The organism is Micromonospora sp. WMMA1947 (assembly GCF_027497355.1).
Classification (GTDB): domain Bacteria; phylum Actinomycetota; class Actinomycetes; order Mycobacteriales; family Micromonosporaceae; genus Micromonospora.
The window spans coordinates 4,446,838-4,463,297 of record NZ_CP114909.1 but is presented as its reverse complement, the minus strand read 5'-3'; the positions used below and the strand labels follow the sequence as shown (position 1 = coordinate 4,463,297).

13 protein-coding genes are annotated in these 16,460 nt (G+C 71.6%); 5 read left to right on the top strand and 8 right to left on the bottom strand.

The window, feature by feature from the left end:
- Nucleotides 1-55 precede the first annotated feature (55 nt).
- From O7604_RS21065 to O7604_RS21035, 7 genes are all read right to left on the bottom strand, one after another.
- Complete coding sequence (locus O7604_RS21065) at nucleotides 56-955, bottom strand: ROK family protein (protein ID WP_269705467.1); 900 nt, start codon at nucleotides 953-955, stop codon at nucleotides 56-58.
- A 95-nt stretch (nucleotides 956-1,050) separates the two neighbouring features.
- Nucleotides 1,051-2,505, bottom strand: coding sequence for a lyase family protein (locus O7604_RS21060; RefSeq protein WP_269705466.1), 1,455 nt, complete (start codon nucleotides 2,503-2,505; stop codon nucleotides 1,051-1,053).
- A 48-nt stretch (nucleotides 2,506-2,553) separates the two neighbouring features.
- The gene (locus tag O7604_RS21055) at nucleotides 2,554-3,375 is read right to left on the bottom strand and encodes a creatininase family protein (RefSeq protein WP_269705465.1); all 822 of its coding nucleotides are present in this window, start codon (nucleotides 3,373-3,375) and stop codon (nucleotides 2,554-2,556) included.
- Nucleotides 3,363-5,111: an iron ABC transporter permease gene (locus O7604_RS21050; RefSeq protein ID WP_269705464.1), complete on the bottom strand. Its 1,749-nt coding sequence runs from the start codon at nucleotides 5,109-5,111 to the stop codon at nucleotides 3,363-3,365. Before O7604_RS21050 ends, O7604_RS21055 begins: the two co-directional genes overlap by 13 nt.
- The gene (locus O7604_RS21045) at nucleotides 5,108-6,181 is read right to left on the bottom strand and encodes an ABC transporter ATP-binding protein (RefSeq protein WP_269705463.1); all 1,074 of its coding nucleotides are present in this window, start codon (nucleotides 6,179-6,181) and stop codon (nucleotides 5,108-5,110) included. Before O7604_RS21045 ends, O7604_RS21050 begins: the two co-directional genes overlap by 4 nt.
- 61 nt (nucleotides 6,182-6,242) lie before the next feature.
- On the bottom strand, nucleotides 6,243-7,295 hold the full coding sequence (locus O7604_RS21040) for an extracellular solute-binding protein (RefSeq protein WP_269705462.1): 1,053 nt from the start codon (nucleotides 7,293-7,295) through the stop codon (nucleotides 6,243-6,245).
- A 195-nt stretch (nucleotides 7,296-7,490) separates the two neighbouring features.
- On the bottom strand, nucleotides 7,491-8,639 hold the full coding sequence (locus tag O7604_RS21035) for an ROK family transcriptional regulator (protein WP_281577504.1): 1,149 nt from the start codon (nucleotides 8,637-8,639) through the stop codon (nucleotides 7,491-7,493).
- A gap of 524 nt (nucleotides 8,640-9,163) precedes the next feature.
- Here O7604_RS21035 and O7604_RS21030 point away from each other — a divergent pair.
- Nucleotides 9,164-11,884, top strand: a complete 2,721-nt coding sequence (locus O7604_RS21030; RefSeq protein WP_281577503.1) for a sugar-binding protein — start codon at nucleotides 9,164-9,166, stop codon at nucleotides 11,882-11,884.
- A gap of 73 nt (nucleotides 11,885-11,957) precedes the next feature.
- On the opposite strand, the gene O7604_RS21025 is transcribed toward O7604_RS21030, so the two are convergent.
- Nucleotides 11,958-12,557 (bottom strand): VanZ family protein, encoded by a 600-nt coding sequence (locus tag O7604_RS21025; protein WP_281577502.1) that lies wholly within the window; start codon nucleotides 12,555-12,557, stop codon nucleotides 11,958-11,960.
- A gap of 592 nt (nucleotides 12,558-13,149) precedes the next feature.
- Between O7604_RS21025 and O7604_RS21020 the strand changes: the two genes are divergently transcribed.
- The 4 genes from O7604_RS21020 to O7604_RS21005 all read left to right on the top strand — a co-directional run bounded on the left by O7604_RS21020 (nucleotide 13,150) and on the right by O7604_RS21005 (nucleotide 16,440).
- Entirely contained in the window at nucleotides 13,150-13,446 is a 297-nt protein-coding gene (locus O7604_RS21020; protein ID WP_091416833.1) for a DUF1540 domain-containing protein, read from the top strand.
- Between the two features lie 152 nt (nucleotides 13,447-13,598).
- On the top strand, nucleotides 13,599-14,381 hold the full coding sequence (locus O7604_RS21015; RefSeq protein ID WP_281577501.1) for a DUF2470 domain-containing protein: 783 nt from the start codon (nucleotides 13,599-13,601) through the stop codon (nucleotides 14,379-14,381).
- A 251-nt stretch (nucleotides 14,382-14,632) separates the two neighbouring features.
- Nucleotides 14,633-15,694 carry an IS110 family transposase gene (locus tag O7604_RS21010; protein WP_120572001.1) on the top strand — a complete coding sequence of 354 codons (1,062 nt, stop codon included), beginning with the start codon at nucleotides 14,633-14,635 and terminating at the stop codon, nucleotides 15,692-15,694.
- Between the two features lie 71 nt (nucleotides 15,695-15,765).
- Nucleotides 15,766-16,440: a pyridoxamine 5'-phosphate oxidase family protein gene (locus O7604_RS21005; RefSeq protein ID WP_281577500.1), complete on the top strand. Its 675-nt coding sequence runs from the start codon at nucleotides 15,766-15,768 to the stop codon at nucleotides 16,438-16,440.
- Nucleotides 16,441-16,460 lie beyond the last annotated feature (20 nt).

The following is a 16,460-nucleotide window of genomic DNA, read 5'->3' as shown; positions in this document are numbered from 1 at the left end:
GACCGGGCGGGGCGCTGCGTGCGCCCCGCCCGGCGGCGTCTCCCGGTGGTCGCGGTCAGACCACCGCGGGCTGCGCCTCGGTCGCCAGGGCGAGCGCGCCGAGCAGCGCGGCGTCCTGCGCGAAGTCCGACAGCACGACCTCCGGCGGGTACGGCAGCGTGTGCGTGAGCCGCTCGGTCAGCAACTCCCGCACCAGGTCGTTGCCCGCGACGCTGCCGACCAGCACGATCCGCTGCGGGTCGAGCAGCAGGCAGCAGGTGACCAGCTGGCGGGCCAGTTCGTCGACGCGCAGGCGGAGCTGCTCGCGTACCGGGCCGGGCTGCTCCGCCGCCGCGCACAGGCCGGCCGCCCGGCCGTCCACGCCGAGCCGCTGCGCCAGCTCGTCCAGGGCCCGGCCGGAGAACGTCGCCTCCAGCATCGGTTCCAGGCGCGGCGGCCAGCTGAGATCGGTCAGTCCGTAGGCGATCTCGCCGGACGCGCCGTGGCGGCCCGGAAGCACCTCGCCGTTGACGGTGACCGCCGCGGCCACCCCGGTCCCCAGCCCGACGACGAGCCCCGGATCGGCGTCGCGCAGCGCACCGAGCCGCAGCTCGGCATAGGCGGCGGCCTTCAGGTCGTTCGTGACCCGCACGTGCGCCAGGTTCAGGTGGGCGCGGACCGCGTCGGCCAGCCGCAGCTGCTCCCAGCCGGGCACGTTCGGCGCCAGTTCGATGCCGTCGTCGTGGACGACGCCGGGCGAGGCGACGCCGGCCGCGACCAGCGTGCCGCCGGTCTGCTCGGCGAGTTCGCGCGCCCGGTCCAGCGCCCGGGTGAGGGCCTGCTGCGCGCCCTGCTCGGCATTGGTGGGCAGCCGCTCGGAGACGAGCAGCCGGCCGTCGGTGTCGCCCACGCCGATGGCCATCTTGGTGCCGCCGAAGTCGATGCCGAGCAGGCGCGGAATTGCCGGTCGTTCCATGGTGATGTCAGATCGCCCTTCGGGCCGTCGGTCCAGATCACGTGGTCGCCGCGACACGACGTCCGCGACCACGGCCAGCTGCGTCTGCCGCCCTGTCACGGGCCTACCCTCGCCGCGACCGCCTCGGCGAGAGCCGCGTCGGCACGGGTCAGCCGCTCGCGCAACGTCTGCGCCCGCTCCTGCACCGCGTCGAGCATTGTAGACAGTCGTCCGACCTGGTCCCGGACGGCCGCCTCGCCGGGGCCGTCGGCTTGGGCGCGGCGCAGCACGAGTTCGGGGCGGACCGCGGCGGCCAGCAGGTCCCGTACCGCGGCGTCGTCGAGCGCCAGACCGAGGTCGGCGGCGGTGGACCGGACCGACTCCTCGGTCCAGCCGGCGGGTGCGCCGCCGCGGACCAGCCGGCCGAGCAGCGAGTGGGCGCCCCGGAACGGCACGCCGTGGCGGGCCAGCGCGTCGGCCGCGGCGGTGGTGGTCGCGCCGGAGGCGACGATCTCCTCGCCGGACGGCGGGCGCTGCGGGTCCAGCTTCGCGATCAGGCCGCCGAGCAGGGAGAAGAACCGGTACGCCCGGTCGTCGCCGTCCCAGAGCCGGGCCTGCACGTCGGTGGTGGCGTTGTTCGAGTCCTCCCACCAGGCGGCGCCGACGTTGTTGAGCACACTCGCGGCGTCGGCCGCGGCGGCGCCGGCCATCGAGACGAGGTGTTCCAGCACCACCGGGTTGCGCTTCTGCGGCATGATGCTGCTGCCCTGGGTGAACTCGCCGGGCGTGACCACCCAGCCCCAGCTCAGCCAGTCCATCAGCGTGCGGGCGAGCCGGGCGCCGGTGGCGAGCGCCTGCGCGTTGAGCGTGGCGACCCGGACCAGGTGGTCGGCGCCGGCCACCGCCTCGTACGAGTTGACGATGAGCTGGTCGAAGCCGAGCAGGTCGGCCAGCCGGCGGGGCGAGATGTCCAGGTCGGTGCCCGCGAAGGCGCACGAGCCCAGCGGCGAGCGGTTCATCTCGTCCAGCAGGTCGGCGTACGCGGCCGCCTCGCCGGCGAGCGCCTCGGCGTAGCCGGCGAAGACGTGCCCGATGCTTGTCGGCTGGGCCGGGCGGCGGTGCGTGTACCCGATGATCACCACGTCGGCGTGCCGGTCCGCGCGGTCCAGCACGGTACGGCCGGTGGCCAGCAGGGCGTCGAGCACCTGGAGCAGCTGGTCGCGCAGCACCATCCGGAAGACGCCGGCGTCGAGGTCGTTGCGGCTGCGCGCGAGTTGCACGCTCAGCTGCGACACCTCGATGCCGGCCGCGGCGGCGAGCCGCTTCTCCAGCGTGTAGTAGACGTCCTCGACGCTGCCGTCGTACTCCAGTTCCTCGGGCCGGTCACCGGTGAGGGCGACCAGGCCGCGCAGCATCGTCGCGGCGGCCTCGTCGGAGATCAGTCCCTGCTCGGCGAGCATGACGACGTGGGCCTTGCTGGCCGTGACCATCGCCGGGTAGAGGTTTGCGACGTGGTGGTCGAACACGACGCGGAGATGGTGCTGTTGGTAGACGGTCAGTGACGAGCTCATGGTGGCCTCCCGAGGTGGTGCGTTGTCGTGCGGCGTGCCGCACGTGGTTCATCCGGTCGTCTGGTCCTCGCCGTCGGCGCCGGGTGGCCCGGGCAGCGGCGCGGCGAGCCACGCCTCGACCAGCTCACGCAGGCGTGCGCCGGCGGTGACGCGGATCCGGTCGCCGGCCTCCTCGCCGGCCAGCGAGATGTGGCCCGACCAGCCCTGCCAGGGGTCGGGCCGGGACTCGACGAGCACGTACGGGTACGGGGTGGGAAGTTTCGGCTTCGGCGGCAGGTCCGGCGCCGCGTCCAGGCGCACCGCGGCCGGGTCGAAGCCGAGCACCGCGGAACTCTCGTACGCGCCGCCGTGCCCCCGGGCCGGCAGCTCGCCGAACATGTCGGCGGTCTCGTCCGGGCCGAGGAGCTGGAACCAGTTGACCAGCATCATGCTGGCCCGCTGCCGGCCGGACACCCACTCCATCGCCGCACGGACGGTGGACATGTTGGCGTCGTGCCCGTTGACCACGAGCACCCGGGGGAAGCCCGCCTCGACGATGCCGCCGAGCACGTCGGCGAGGTAGCCGACGGCGATCTCCGGCCGCAGCGCCACGGTGCCCGGCCACGGCCGGGTCTGGCCCGGGCAGGCGGCGTACGGCGCGGCCGGGTAGAGCACGGCCCGGGCGGACCCGGTGGCCAGTTCCCCGGCGAAGCCCTCGGCCAGGATCAGGTCCGTGCCGATCGGCAGGTGCGGACCGTGCCACTCGACCGCCCCGACCGGCAGCACCGCCAGGTCGGCCGCCTCGGTCACGGCCGCGAACGCGTGCCCGGGCACCCGGGTGACCGGGAGCAGCCCTCCCCCGGTCCGCCACCGCTCGATCAGTTCGTCCACTGCTCGGCCCTCCGGGTCGCGGTCCGGCTGCTCTCCAGCCGTCCGGAGAACCACATCACCACGAAGATGAGCAGCACCTGGAGCATGCCGTAGGCGGCCGCGGTGCCCAGCTCGAAGCTGTACATGCGGTTGTTGATGGCCACCGAGATCGGCACCGTCGACGAGGTGTAGATGAGCACCGAGGCGACGAACTCGCCGACGCCGTGCACGAACGCCAGCAGCGCGCCGGCGAGCACACCGGGCAGCATCAGCCGCACGGTGATCGTGTAGAACGCGCGCAGCCAGGACGCGCCGAGGTTGCGCGCGGCGTCCTCCAGCGACGGGTCGATCAGCGCCAGCGTCGCCGAGCTGGACCGGAACACGATCGGCAGGAACCGCACGAAGTAGGCCAGCGGCAGGATCCAGAACGTGCCGACCAGGACCTGCCCGAAGCTGAACGCGTTGCCGGTGCTGAACGCCGAGATCAGGTTGATCGCCACGACCGTGCCGGGCAGCGCCCAGGCGATCATCACGGCCACGTCGAGCAGGCCGCGTCCGACGAACGTCAGCCGCCGCACCGCGTACGCGATGAGCACACCGATCACCACGCAGCCGACGACCGCGAGCAGGCTCATCTGCACCGAGTTGAGGATCGGCTGGAACGCCTTGGGGTCGGTGAAGATGGTCACGAAGTTCTCGAACGTGTACGTCGGCGGCAGCACCTCGGTGGTCCAGGACCGGTCCGCGGAGAACGCGACCAGCGCGATCGCGCCGACCGGGGCGAGCAGGACCAGCGTGGCCAGCACCGAGGCGAGCGGGGCGAGCCAGCGGCCGATCGGGTTGGTGATCTCCCGCCGCACCGCCGAGACGCCCTTGGACTGCGACTGGTAGTTGCGCCGCCCCTCGTACCAGCGCATGGCCAGCAGGAAGATGATCGAGACGATGCCGAGCACCGAGGCGTACGCCGAGGCCATCGGCAGGTCGCCGTTGGTGCGGTTGATGTAGATCTGCATCGTCATGGTCTGGCTGACGTTGAACAGCAGTGGCGCGGTGTAGGACGCCAGCGACGTCATGAAGACCAGCAGCGACGCCGAGATCAACGCGGGGGTGAGCATCGGCAGCAGGACGGTGCGCCACACGCGTACCCGGCCCGCGCCGAGGTTGTACGCCGCCTCCTCGACCGACGGGTCCATTCCGGCCAGCGCCGCGGAGGCGGCCAGGTAGAAGAACGGGTACATGGTGAACGTGTGCACCACGAGCACACCGGCGATGCCGTCGAAGGCCAGGACCGGCTTGTCGGTGCCGAGCAGCGCCTGCAGGCCGCGCGGCACGATGCCGATGTTGCTGTAGAGCAGCTGGAACGACACGGCGCCGATCAGCGGCGGCAGGGCCGCCGGCACCAGGATGAACGCCTCGATGAGCCGCCGGCCGCGGAAGTGGAACCGCTTGAGCAGGAACGCCATCGCCACGCCGACGATGCCGCAGAGCAGCACGCTCGCCGCGGAGATGAACAGCGAGGTGAACAGCGACTCGCGGGCCACCCCGGAGGAGGAGAGGAACTGGAGGTAGTTGTCGGTGCCGTTGGCGCTGACGCTCTCCCGGAAGGTGGCGAACATCGGCTGCACGACGAAGCCCCACAGCACCAGGACCAGCGGCAGCACCAGCAGGTAGGGGAACCATCGGGAGTTCGCCCCGCCGGCCAGGCGCCGGCCGAGGGCCGCCGCCCAGCCGGGGGCGGTCGGGGTCGCCGCGGTCACGGCTTGACCACCCAGAGCCGCTCCGGTACGAGCCGCAGGCCCACGACGTCGCCGAGCGCCATCCCGGCGGGCGCGTCGACCAGGGCGGCCATCACCTCGTCGCCGTCGACGTCGACGGTGACGTGGGTGGCCATGCCGGTGAACTCGACGTGGCTGACCCGGCCGCGCATGGCCGCCGTGTCGTCGTCGCCGCCGAGCGCGATGTGCTCGGGGCGGGCCGAGACCAGTGCGGTGTCGCCCTCGGTGAGGCCGTGTCCGGTGGGGGCACCCACCTCGATCGTGGCGCCGCCGGGCAGGCGTACCTGGACGCGCTGCTCCGTCGCGCCGGTCACCGGCAGGCTCAGCACGTTGCTGCGTCCGATGAACCGGGCCACGAACGCGTTCGCGGGCTGGTAGTAGACCTCGTGCGGGGTGCCGACCTGCTGGACCCGGCCGGACTCCATGACCGCGATCCGGTCCGACATCGCCATCGCCTCGGCCTGGTCGTGCGTGACGTAGATCGAGGTGGTGCCGCTCTCCCGCTGGATGCGCCGGATCTCGGCGCGGGTCTCCTCGCGCAGCTTCGCGTCGAGGTTGGACAGCGGCTCGTCGAGCAGCATGGTGCGGGGACGGATCACCAGGGCCCGCGCCAGCGCGACGCGCTGCTGCTGGCCGCCGGAGAGCGCGTCGATGCGCCGGTCGCCGTACCCGGCGAGGTGCACCTGGGCGAGCGCCTCCTCCACCCGGCGGGCCTGGTCGGCGCGGGAGACCCGGCGGACCTTGAGCCCGTACGCGACGTTCTGCGCCACTGTCATGTGCGGGAACAGCGCGTAGTTCTGGAACACCATGCCGGTGTCCCGCTTGTTGGGCGTCCAGTGCGTGACGTCGTCGTCGCCGAAGTGGATGTGACCGGAGGTCGGGAAGTAGAAGCCGGCCACCATGCGCAGCGTCGTCGTCTTGCCACAACCGCTCGGTCCGAGCAGCGTGAAGAACTCGCCGGCGCCGATGGTGACGGTGACGTCATCGACCGCCGCGGAGTCGCTCGACTTGGCGAAGCGCTTACTGACCGCCGTCAGTCGGACATCGATCATTTCGTGGGTCCTTCCAGGACGAAGCCGGGCCGTGCCGGAGCACGACCCGGTTCCGAGCGTCTTAGCCCTTGCCCTTGATCTGGGCGTTCCAGTGGGTGATCCAGGCGGTCTCGTTCTTGCCGATCACGTCCCAGTCGACGTTCATCGGCTTGAGGTCGAGCTTGGTCAGCCACTCGGGCTTCTCGGCGATGTCGACAGCGGGGATCTGGAAGTAGTCCTTTGCGAGGCTGGCCCGCAGCGAGTCGTCGAACAGGAACTCGAGGAACTTCTTCGCGCCCTCGCTGTTGCCGCCCTTGACCGCGGCCACGCCGTCGACGAGCACCGGGGCGCCCGAGGCCGGCATCACGTAGCCGAACGGCATCTTCTCGTTGGCCTGCAGCAGGATGTCCTGGAGGTTCCAGGCGCTGACCACGCCCTGCTCACGCGACATCTTCAGGTACAGGTCGCTGGGGTTGGCGGCGTACTCGACGGTGTTGGCGTCGAGCTTGCGCAGCCAGTCGTAGCCGGGCTGCGGGTTCGACCCGTCCGGGGTGTAGCGCTGGATCATCGAGGCGTAGATCGAGCGCATGGTGCCGGAGGCGGCCACGTCCCGGATGATGATCTTGTCTTTCCACTTCGGGTCGACCAGGTCGTCCCAGTCCTTCGGCGCGGTCTCCGGGGTCAGCGCCTTGTTGTTGTACATGATGACCTCGGGCAGCAGGATCTCGCCGAACCAGCGGCCCTCGGCGTCCTTGTACCGCGCGTCGATCTTCGAGGCGAACGACGGCTGCCAGGACTCCAGCAGGCCCTCGGACGCGCCGGCCGCGAGGCCCTGCTGGGTGCCGCCCCACCAGACCGACGCCTGCGGGTTGGCCTTCTCGGCGCGGACCCGCTCGAGCACCTCCTGGGCGCCCATGTTGAGCACCTCGACCTTGCCCTTGTACTCGGGGTTCTTGGTTGTGAACTGCTCGACGACGTAGTCGGTGACCGACTTGTCACGGGCGCTGTAGATGACGACCTTCTCGGCCGACGCGGAGCCGGAGGAGCCGGCGTCCTTGTCGTCGTCGCTGCTGCCGCATGCGCTGACGGCCAGCAGCGCGCTGAACGCGACGGCCAGGGCCAAACGACGTTTCATTGGTACCTCCACTGTGCGGGGGAACTATCGGAAGCGGAAAGAAAGATCAGCGCGTCGCGCCCGGACCGGGGCGCGACGCATCGCGCCGCGACCGGCCGTCCGTGGGTACGGACGCGGTCGCCGCGACGGCGTCGGTGAGGTGGGTGGTGGGTGCGGGTGGGGTGTCGGGGTCGGGGGCGTCGGGGGCGGTTTCGGTCAGGGAAGCGAGGGTCGGGGCACCGCGGCCGAGAGCGCGTAGCTGATCGCTCCGTGCAGCACGGCCTGGTCGCCAAGGGTGGCCCGGCGCACCTCGGTGGGTGCCGGGGTCCGCGCGGAGACGAGATTCTGGAGCTGGTCGAGGGCCGCGTCGTCGAGTTCCGCGGCGGCGCCGCTGAGCAGCACCAGCCCCGGGTCGACCACGCAGGCGCAGGAGAGGATGAGCCCGGCCCAGGCGCCGAGGACCTCGTCGAGGTAGGCGCGGGCGGGCTCCGACGTCGCGGCGAGCCGGCTCAGCTCCCGTACCGGCGACTCGGGCCGGCGGCCCGGGTTGAGCGCGACGACCCGCTCCGCGACGGCGTTGACCGACCACCGGGCCTCGAACTCGCCGACGCCGCTGTAGCGGCGCTCGGCGGTGCCGCCCAGCGGCAGGAAGCCGACCTCGCCCGCGGCGCCGCTGGCACCGCGGCGGACCTTGCCGTCGAGCACGAGACCCGCGCCGATGCCGTCGGCCACGTGGATGAGCAGCAGGTTCGCCACGTCCGCGCCGGCGCCGGCGACGCACTCGCCGGCAGCCATGAGGTTGACGTCGTTGTCGACGACCACCGGTACGCCGAGCCGCCGCTGCACGGATTCGCCGATCGGCCACGCCTCGACCAGTCCGACCGACGGCGCGAGGCGTACCGCGCCGTTGCTGGACACGCCGGGCACCGCGATCGCGACGCCGCGCAGCGAGGGCAGGTTGTCGCCGACCAGGTCGAGGACGAACTCGCAGACGGTGTCCACCACGTTCGCGCCGAGCCGCGCGACGCGGTGCGCGATGACCGCGCCCTCGCTGTCGGCGATCTCGCAGCTGATCCGGGGCGGCTCCAGCGACACCGCCGCGACGAGCTCGGCGCGGGGGTTGAACTCGAGCATCTCCCGGGGCCGGCCGGTGGTGGGCGCACCGGGGCCACGTTCGATGAGGTAGCCCTCGGCGACGAGTTCCCGCACGAGCGCGGTCACCGTGGCCGCCGAGAGGCCGGTCATCTCGGCCAGGTCCACGCGGGACAGCCGCCGGGCCTGCCGGGCGGCCAAGATCACCGAGAGACGCTTGATCTCACGGGACCGCTCACGGCTGACCGGGCTGGTCGGGGCTTTGTCAGACACACTTTCTTCCTAGTGAGAAAAAATTCTGCCGTCAAGTAACGAGATGATCTCGGTCCGCCGACCAGGGAAAGTTCCGCGGCCGACAAGCGGGGCGGGCCGGGGCCAGCCCGACATGGCAGGCAAAAACGAGCCCTGTGGTTCACATCGGGGTCCCAAACCGGGACATAGACTGTCCACAGGTCACTGTCGACCTCCCGGTGATCGCGCTGAGCAGGGGCGATTGTTTATTCGGATAAGGAAGAAAGTCGTCCGAGCCTATTGACGACGCCTCCGCAAGATCCCTAGGTTACGGCCCGAAGGCCTTCCGGTGGACCGACGTCACCACCGTGCGAACCGCTCACCCCCGTGACGGTGCGCGAGCACCACCATCCCGTTGTCGAGCACCACGACCCCCGAGGACCTGACGGTCCTCAGTGGACAGCTGTCTGCATCACGGCCCGGCACGAGCCACGTGTCAGCCGGCCCGTGCCGGGCCGACCGTCCCCAGCCGCAGCACTCTCGCTTCGAGACGAAGAGGTATGCCCATGAGATGGCGCACCAGCGCAGCGATCGCCATGTGCGGTCTGCTGTCGTTGGGCCTGGCCACTCCGGCCCAGGCCAACCCCCAGCAAGCAGCACCGAAGCCCCAGGCCAAGAAGTCCGACAAGCCGGTCGACCTGGACATCATGTTCATCGGCGCCCACCCGGACGACGAGGCCGGCCAGCTCGGCATGCTCGGATACTGGAACGAGTATCACGGCATGAAGGCCGGCGTCATCACCACCACCCGCGGCGAGGGCGGTGGCAACGCCACCGGTCTCGAGGAGGGCCCGGAACTCGGCATCCTGCGGGAGGCCGAGGAGCGCAAGGCCGTCGGCTGGGCCGGCATCGAGCACATCTACAACCTGGACGCGCTGGACTTCTGGTACACCGCCAGCGCTCCCCTGACCGAGGAGGTCTGGGGCCACCAGGAGACGCTGTCCCGGATCGTGCGGGTCCTGCGGACCACCAAGCCCGAGGTCATCCTCACGATGAACCCCTCGGCAACCCAGGGCAACCACGGCAACCACCAGAAGGCGGCCATGCTGGCCGTGGAGGCCTTCTACGCGGCGGCCGACCCGAAGGCGTTCCCGGAGCAGATCAAGAAGGAAGGGCTCGAGCCCTGGCGGGTCTCCCGCATCTTCCAGACCGGTGGCAGCGGCACCACCGGCACCAACGGCCCCGCCTGCGAGACCACGTTCACGCCGGCCGAGGCCAGCAACGTCATCTTCGGCACCTGGCAGGGCTACGAGTCGGCGCGCCACGACGGCAACCGGTGGAACACGGTCCAGACCTGGGCCCGCCGGGAGTACGTGTCGCAGGGCTGGGGCAACAGCTCCTTCCCGACGACCAACCCGGACGCCATCGGCTGCAACCGGCTGACGCTGATCGACACCCGCACCCCGTACCCGGACCCGAACGTGGGCGCCGGCACCGGCGCGCTGCAGGGCGCCACCCTGCGTGCCCCGGGCGGCCTGCCGCTGGGCACCGAGGTCCACGTGCGTCCGCGCACCTGGGAGGCCGTCGGCGGTCAGCCCATCAAGGTGGACACCGTCCTGTACGCCGAGAAGGCCATCCCGGGCGCCAAGGTCACCCTGGACGTCCCGGCCGGCTGGACGGTGACCGGTAACGGCAACGTCGGCACGCTCACGCCGGGCAAGGAGGTCGTGAAGACCTTCACGGTCACCCCGCCCGCGCAGGTCGAGGTGGGCACCCGCTTCAAGCTCGACGCCACGCTGACCAGCAAGAAGGACGGCAGCGGCACCAGCAGCGCCCGCGTGCAGGGCACCGCTCCGGTGCGCGGCACCCTGGAGCCGCTGGAGGAGATCGCCGACTTCCGCGCCTGGACCGTACGCAACAAGACCCAGCAGCTCGACGCCCTCATCGAGTCCCTGCTGAACATCTCCAGTGGCGGCACCCGCAGTGTCAAGGTCAACCTGACCAACCACGGCACCCGGGTCGAGTCCGGCGCGGTCAAGCTGAACGTCCCCGCCGGCTTCTCGGTGGCCGAGCAGCAGGTGCCGTACAGCGGGCTCCAGCCGGGCGCCACCACCTCGGTGACGTTCACCGTCACCAACACCGACACGTCGCTGCCGACGGCCAACCGGGCCCCGGACAACGGCGCCTACCGGGTGCAGATCGAGACCAGCTACACCGGTGGCAGCGCGAACGAGCCGGGCGCGTTCAACCTGGTGCCGACCACCACGATCCCGAAGGCCGCCACCGCGCCGACGGTGGACGGTCACGGTCACGACCACGAGTACACCGGCGAGGTCATCGACATCTCCACCCGCTGGGAGGGCACCGCCGCCCCGGCGTCGGACATCTCCGGCACCGCCCAGCTCACCCACACCGACGACGCCCTGTACGCCATCTTCAACATCACCGATGACGTGCTCGGCACCGTCCTGCCGCCGGAGGACTGCAAGCGTCCGCGGCGTAACGACAACATCGAGTTCGGCATCGACCCGCGCGGCAACTCGGCGAACACGTCCACGGTGTTCAACATGGCGCTCTTCCCGGCCACGAACGACCCGGCCAACGGGAACCCGCCGTGCTTCGCCCGGGAGCGGGACAACCACCAGGGCGGCCCGGAGACCGCGCCGGGTGTGGAGATCGCCTCCGTGGTGACCAGCAACCCGTACACCGGGTACCGGATCGAGGTCAAGATTCCGTTCAGCGTGCTGCCGGACACCATCGACCCGAGCCGGATGGGCCTGAACATCCTGGTCAACGACTCGGACACGCAGGACCTCAGCTCGCAGACCCGGGTCGGCTGGTCGACCTGGAGCGGCGTACGGGCCGACCCGTGGCGCTGGGGCAACGCGCTGCTGCCGGACCTGCCGGCGAAGCCGTCGGCGCCGAAGGCTCCGATCATGCCCGACACCGCGGCGCTGAGCGTGGACTCGCCGCAGACCCTGCTGCAGTCCGTGTCGGACGGGGTCGCACCGGGTGGTTACGCCAAGCTGGCGGACAACACCGTGAAGATCAAGAAGGTCACCCGCAACGCGAGCAAGGTGTCCGTCCAGCTCCAGGTGAAGAAGGCCGGCACCGCCCGGGCCTTCCTCTGGGACGGCAACCAGGTCGTGGCGCAGACCCAGGCCGGCCTGCGGAAGGACGGCACGCTCGTCCTGCCGCTGAGCGGGTCGCTCCCGGCCGGCACCTCGCTGCTCGTCTCGTACGAGCACGGCGGCGCCACCACCGCTCTGGCGAAGAAGATCTCCTGAGCGGATACTGATCGCGTCGACCTGACGCACGCGATGGGCCGGGCCGGCAGGTCCGGCCCATCGTGCGTCCCGGCTACCCGGACCGCGCCCCGCTCAGCGGGCCGGCCCCGGGACCGGTCGCGGCCGGTTGCACCCCGGCAGGCTCGCGCCACCAGCGGCGCGACGCAAGCGCGGCCAGTCCGGCGCCGGCGGTGTTGAGCAGGACGTCGTCCACCGAGGACACCCGGTCCAGCCGCAGGACGTACTGCGCCACCTCGACCAGGACCGAGCAGCCGGCCGCGAGCGCCAGGATCCGCGGTATCGACGCCAGCGCCGCGAACCGCGTCGGGCCGAGGAACCCGAGCGCCGCGAACACCAGCAGGTTGCCGACGATCTGGACGGTCACCGTCAGCGGCCCGCTCGCGAGGACGGTCAGCAGGTCCCGCAGCGGCACCAGGCTCACCCGGCCGGGAACCACACCGGCGCCGTCCCCCGGCAACATGATCATCCAGACCCACGGCACGGTCCCGTAGACGATGCCCACCTCGGCCAGCGACCGCCGCCACGCCGGCCGCGTGCCGCCGCGCCGCCGGGCCAGGACCCACACCACGAGCGCGGCCGCCGGCAACGCGGCCACCGTGAGCAGCACGACCCCGTTGATCGTGCCGAACCAGCCGTGCCACCCCTCGATCACGCCGCCTCCACCCGTCGTCCCGCCCCGCGTCCGCCGGGCCTGCCGTCCGCCCAGGGTGCCACGACCACGCCGACGGGGGACCCCCGCCCGGAGGACATCGCGAATGCGGAGCCTGCGCCTCCGGCCACCGGATTCGCATTCCGACCACCGGGCCGGCCCGAATCCCGGCCGTTGCGTTGATTTCCCGGGCTCATTCCGGCGGCGACCCGAATGGCGCCGGCCGTGGGCGGAATCGCCGTCGTCGCGCGCTCGCTCACTCCGTCACCGGCGCACCGACCGCGAGCGGAGCGACAGCGGCGTCCGCGCAGTTCAATCCGGGTCGGACGGGTGGCTGACGCGCGCCGGCACTCGCCGTGGCGGCGAGTCAAGAAAGACTCACCTAACAAAGGTTAGCCTTATCTTCGCCCTACGGAATTCGGCGTGTAAACGGCTCCGTACGGCTGCCTACCGCGCATTCTGTTGTTAAGGTGAGCATGATCCTCACTGGCGGCCGACGGGTTTGAGCACCGGGCCGCACGGCAAATACGAGATGGCATTCGAGCACCACGAGGCCGGCCTTTCCGTCCGCCGGCCCGCATGACTTGGAGGCACCATGAAGACCCTGTTGCAGTCTCCGCCGGTCCGTGAATGCGCCGCCACCGCGTGCAGCTTCAACGACAGCGGCTGTCACGCTCCCGCGATCACCGTGGCGGCGACCGCCGACGCGGCCTCCTGCGCGACGTTCGTCGAGTCGTCGCTCAGCGGCGGGATGAAGGAGGTCACCGGCGCGGTTGGCGCGTGCGCGCGGGCCGAGTGCGTCTACAACACCAACCTCGCCTGCACCGCCGAGTCGATCACGGTCGGTCCGGGCGCCACGGTCAGCGACTGCCTCACCTACCAGCCCGCCTGACAAATCGGACAGCACGCCCCGTACGGGTCACGACGCTCACCGTCGTGACCCGTACCGCGTCTTCGGCACCCCACCGCCGTTGCACAGGTAAGCCTTACCTACTACCGTCTGACCTGGGCCGACTTCACCCCTTCCCGGCCGAGGAGACAGACATGGCGTTGCACCCCGCGGGGCGCCCGGCCCCGGCGGCCGGTCTCGTCCCGGTCGCCGCAGGGCCGTCGGCGGGCAGTACGGCCACCTCCACGCCCCGCGACGCCGTCACCGCCCGGTGCGTGCTGACCGCCGCCTCCTCGCTGCGGCTCACGATCGGCGACACCACCGCCGACCTCCTCTCCGCCCACGCCGTCCTCCCCGACGGCACGGTCGTCCTCGCTGTCGACGCGATGAGCCGCACCGGCGGCCTGCTCGTCGCCGCGCGCGGCCACACCGGCGCGGTACGCCTCGACGTGACCCACCTCGCCCCGGTCGCCGTGCGCTCCCGGGTGCGCGCCCGGCTGCGGATCCTCGGCACCGCCCGCCGGTTCGACCCGGCCGCCCTCGACTCCTGCGATCCGACCACCGTGATGTCGCTGCTCGACCTGCCCCCGGTGGCGCTGTGGGCGATCGCGCCGGACGAGGTCGTCCTCGACCGGGCCGCCGATCCCGTCGCGGTGGACCTCGGCGCGTACCGTGCCGCCCGCCCGGATCCGATCGCCGTCGACGAGGCGGCCCACCTCGCGCACCTGACGCGGTGCCACCGCGACGTCCTCGACCGGCTCGGCGCGCTCGTCGACGCCGCCGGTGCGACGCGGATCGTCCCGGTCGCGCTCGACGCCGAGGGCATCGTGCTGCGCACGGAGCGGCCGGACGGTCACGCCGACACCCGGTTGTCCTTCGCCCGCCCGGTCACCGCCGGTTCCGGCCTGGCCGAGGCGCTGCGGACGCTGCTCGGCTGACTGTGAGCATGGCGGGGTCGGTTCAGTAGTGATGAGCTGATGGCTGGCAGTGGCAGGCGTGACCCTTCGTCTGACTGGCTTTGTGCCCTTGGCGGGACTTGTCCGTCTGCTGCTGCCAGCGCCGGCCCGGCGGGAGACGTTTGGCCTGATCAGGAGCTTGACCGCCAGTTAGCGGCTGGCGTGTCTCATCACAGTCCTGCCATCTCCGCGCCGGACCGGACCTCGCGTCCCCCACGGTGAGGAGAGAACGCATGTCCATGCTGGCAGATCTGGTCGAGGTCGTCATCGGCGTCGACACGCACAAAGACACCCACACCGCCGCGGTCCTCGATGCCCGCACCGGTGCCGTGCTGGCACGGGTCAGGGTGAACACCGACCCGGACGGCTACGCCGAGCTGGTAGCCCTGGCCGATGAGCAGTCAGGGTTGCGGGCCTGGGCGCTGGAGGGCACCGGCGGCTACGGCGCCGGCCTTCACCGTTATCTGGCCGATGCCGGTGAGCTGGTTGTCGAGCTGGACCGCCCCAAGCGGCCGACTCGCCGGGCCGGGGCGAAGTCCGACCCGATCGACGCCGAACGCGCCGCCCGTGATGCCCTGGCCCGCACCCGGCTGACGCAGCCCAAGACCGGGCCTCAGCGGGCAGCGCTGCAGATGCGGCTGACCGCCCGCCGGGCGGCCGTCGAGGCTGCCACCGCCGCCCAGCGGCAGCTGCACGCGATGGTCATCACCGCTCCCGAAGCGGTGCGAACCCGCTTTCGCGGGCAGCGCACCCGAACGATGATCACCACGGCTGGCCGGCTGCGACCGACCACGGCCGGTGGCGACATCGAGGCCGCCACCGCGCTGGCAGTGTTACGTGATCTCGCCCGACGCATTCGGACCTTGGAAACGGAGGCAGCCAGCCACGAGACAGCCATCCGCATGATCGTGCGCTCCTGGCGCCCCGACCTGCTCGACCTCACTGGCGTCGGACCCATCGTCGCCGCCACCGTCCTGACCGCCTGGTCCCACCCCGGACGCTGCCGCAACGACGCCGCGTTCGCCATGCTCGCCGGCGCCGCCCCGATCCCTGCTTCATCCGGCAAAACCATCCGCTACCGGCTCAACCGCTCAGGCGACCGGCAACTCAACCGCGCCCTGCACACCGTCGCCCTGTCCCGACTGCGCTACGACGAACCCACCCGCGCCTACGCCGACCGCCGCCGCGCCCAAGGCAAAACCGACCGAGAGATCAAACGCTGCCTCAAGCGATACATCGCAAGAGACCTCTACCGACGCCTCGAAAGCCCACCCCAGCCACTTGACGCGCCATAGGAGCGTCCCCACGGTCCTTGAGGACCGCGGCCCGACCCGGTAGAAACGGCGGGACCGACGGGAGATCAGCCATGACCGATGCCGACGAGCGGTTGTCCGCGACACCGCGCACCACCCTGCGCCGGATGAAGGAGAAGGGGCGCCGCGACCGCGCCGCCCTGTTCGACGTGCTCCGGGCCGCCTTCGTCTGCCACCTCGGCGTGCTCGTCGACGACGCTCCGATGGTGGTGCCGACCGTCTACGGCTTCGACGACCGGCACCTCTACCTGCACGGCTCGGTGGCCAGCCGGAGCCTCACCACCGACACCGAGGTCTGCGTGACAGTCACAGTGGTGGACGGCCTGGTCCTGGCGCGCTCGGTGTTCGAGCACGGGATCAACTACCGCAGCGCGATGATCTACGGCCGGCCCCGGTGGGTGACCGACGCCGACGAGAAGCTGCACGGCCTGCGGCTGCTCACCGAGCACGTCGCCCCCGGCCAGTGGGACCACGCCCGCCGGCCGAACCGGCGGGAACTGGCGGCCACCGCGCTGCTGGCGCTGCCGCTGGCCGAGGCGTCGGTGAAGACGCGCAGCGGCCCGCCGGACGACGGCGACAGCCCGGACGCCGCCCTCGGGCTCTGGGCCGGCGAGCTTCCGCTGGTCGCGCGCTGGGAACAGCCGCTCACCGACCCGGCGCTGCCGCCGGAGGCGACGGCGCCGGCACACGTCGCCGCGCGCGCCGGCACCCGCGCCGACCGCGCCTGACCGCCGGGGCGGCCGCGCCG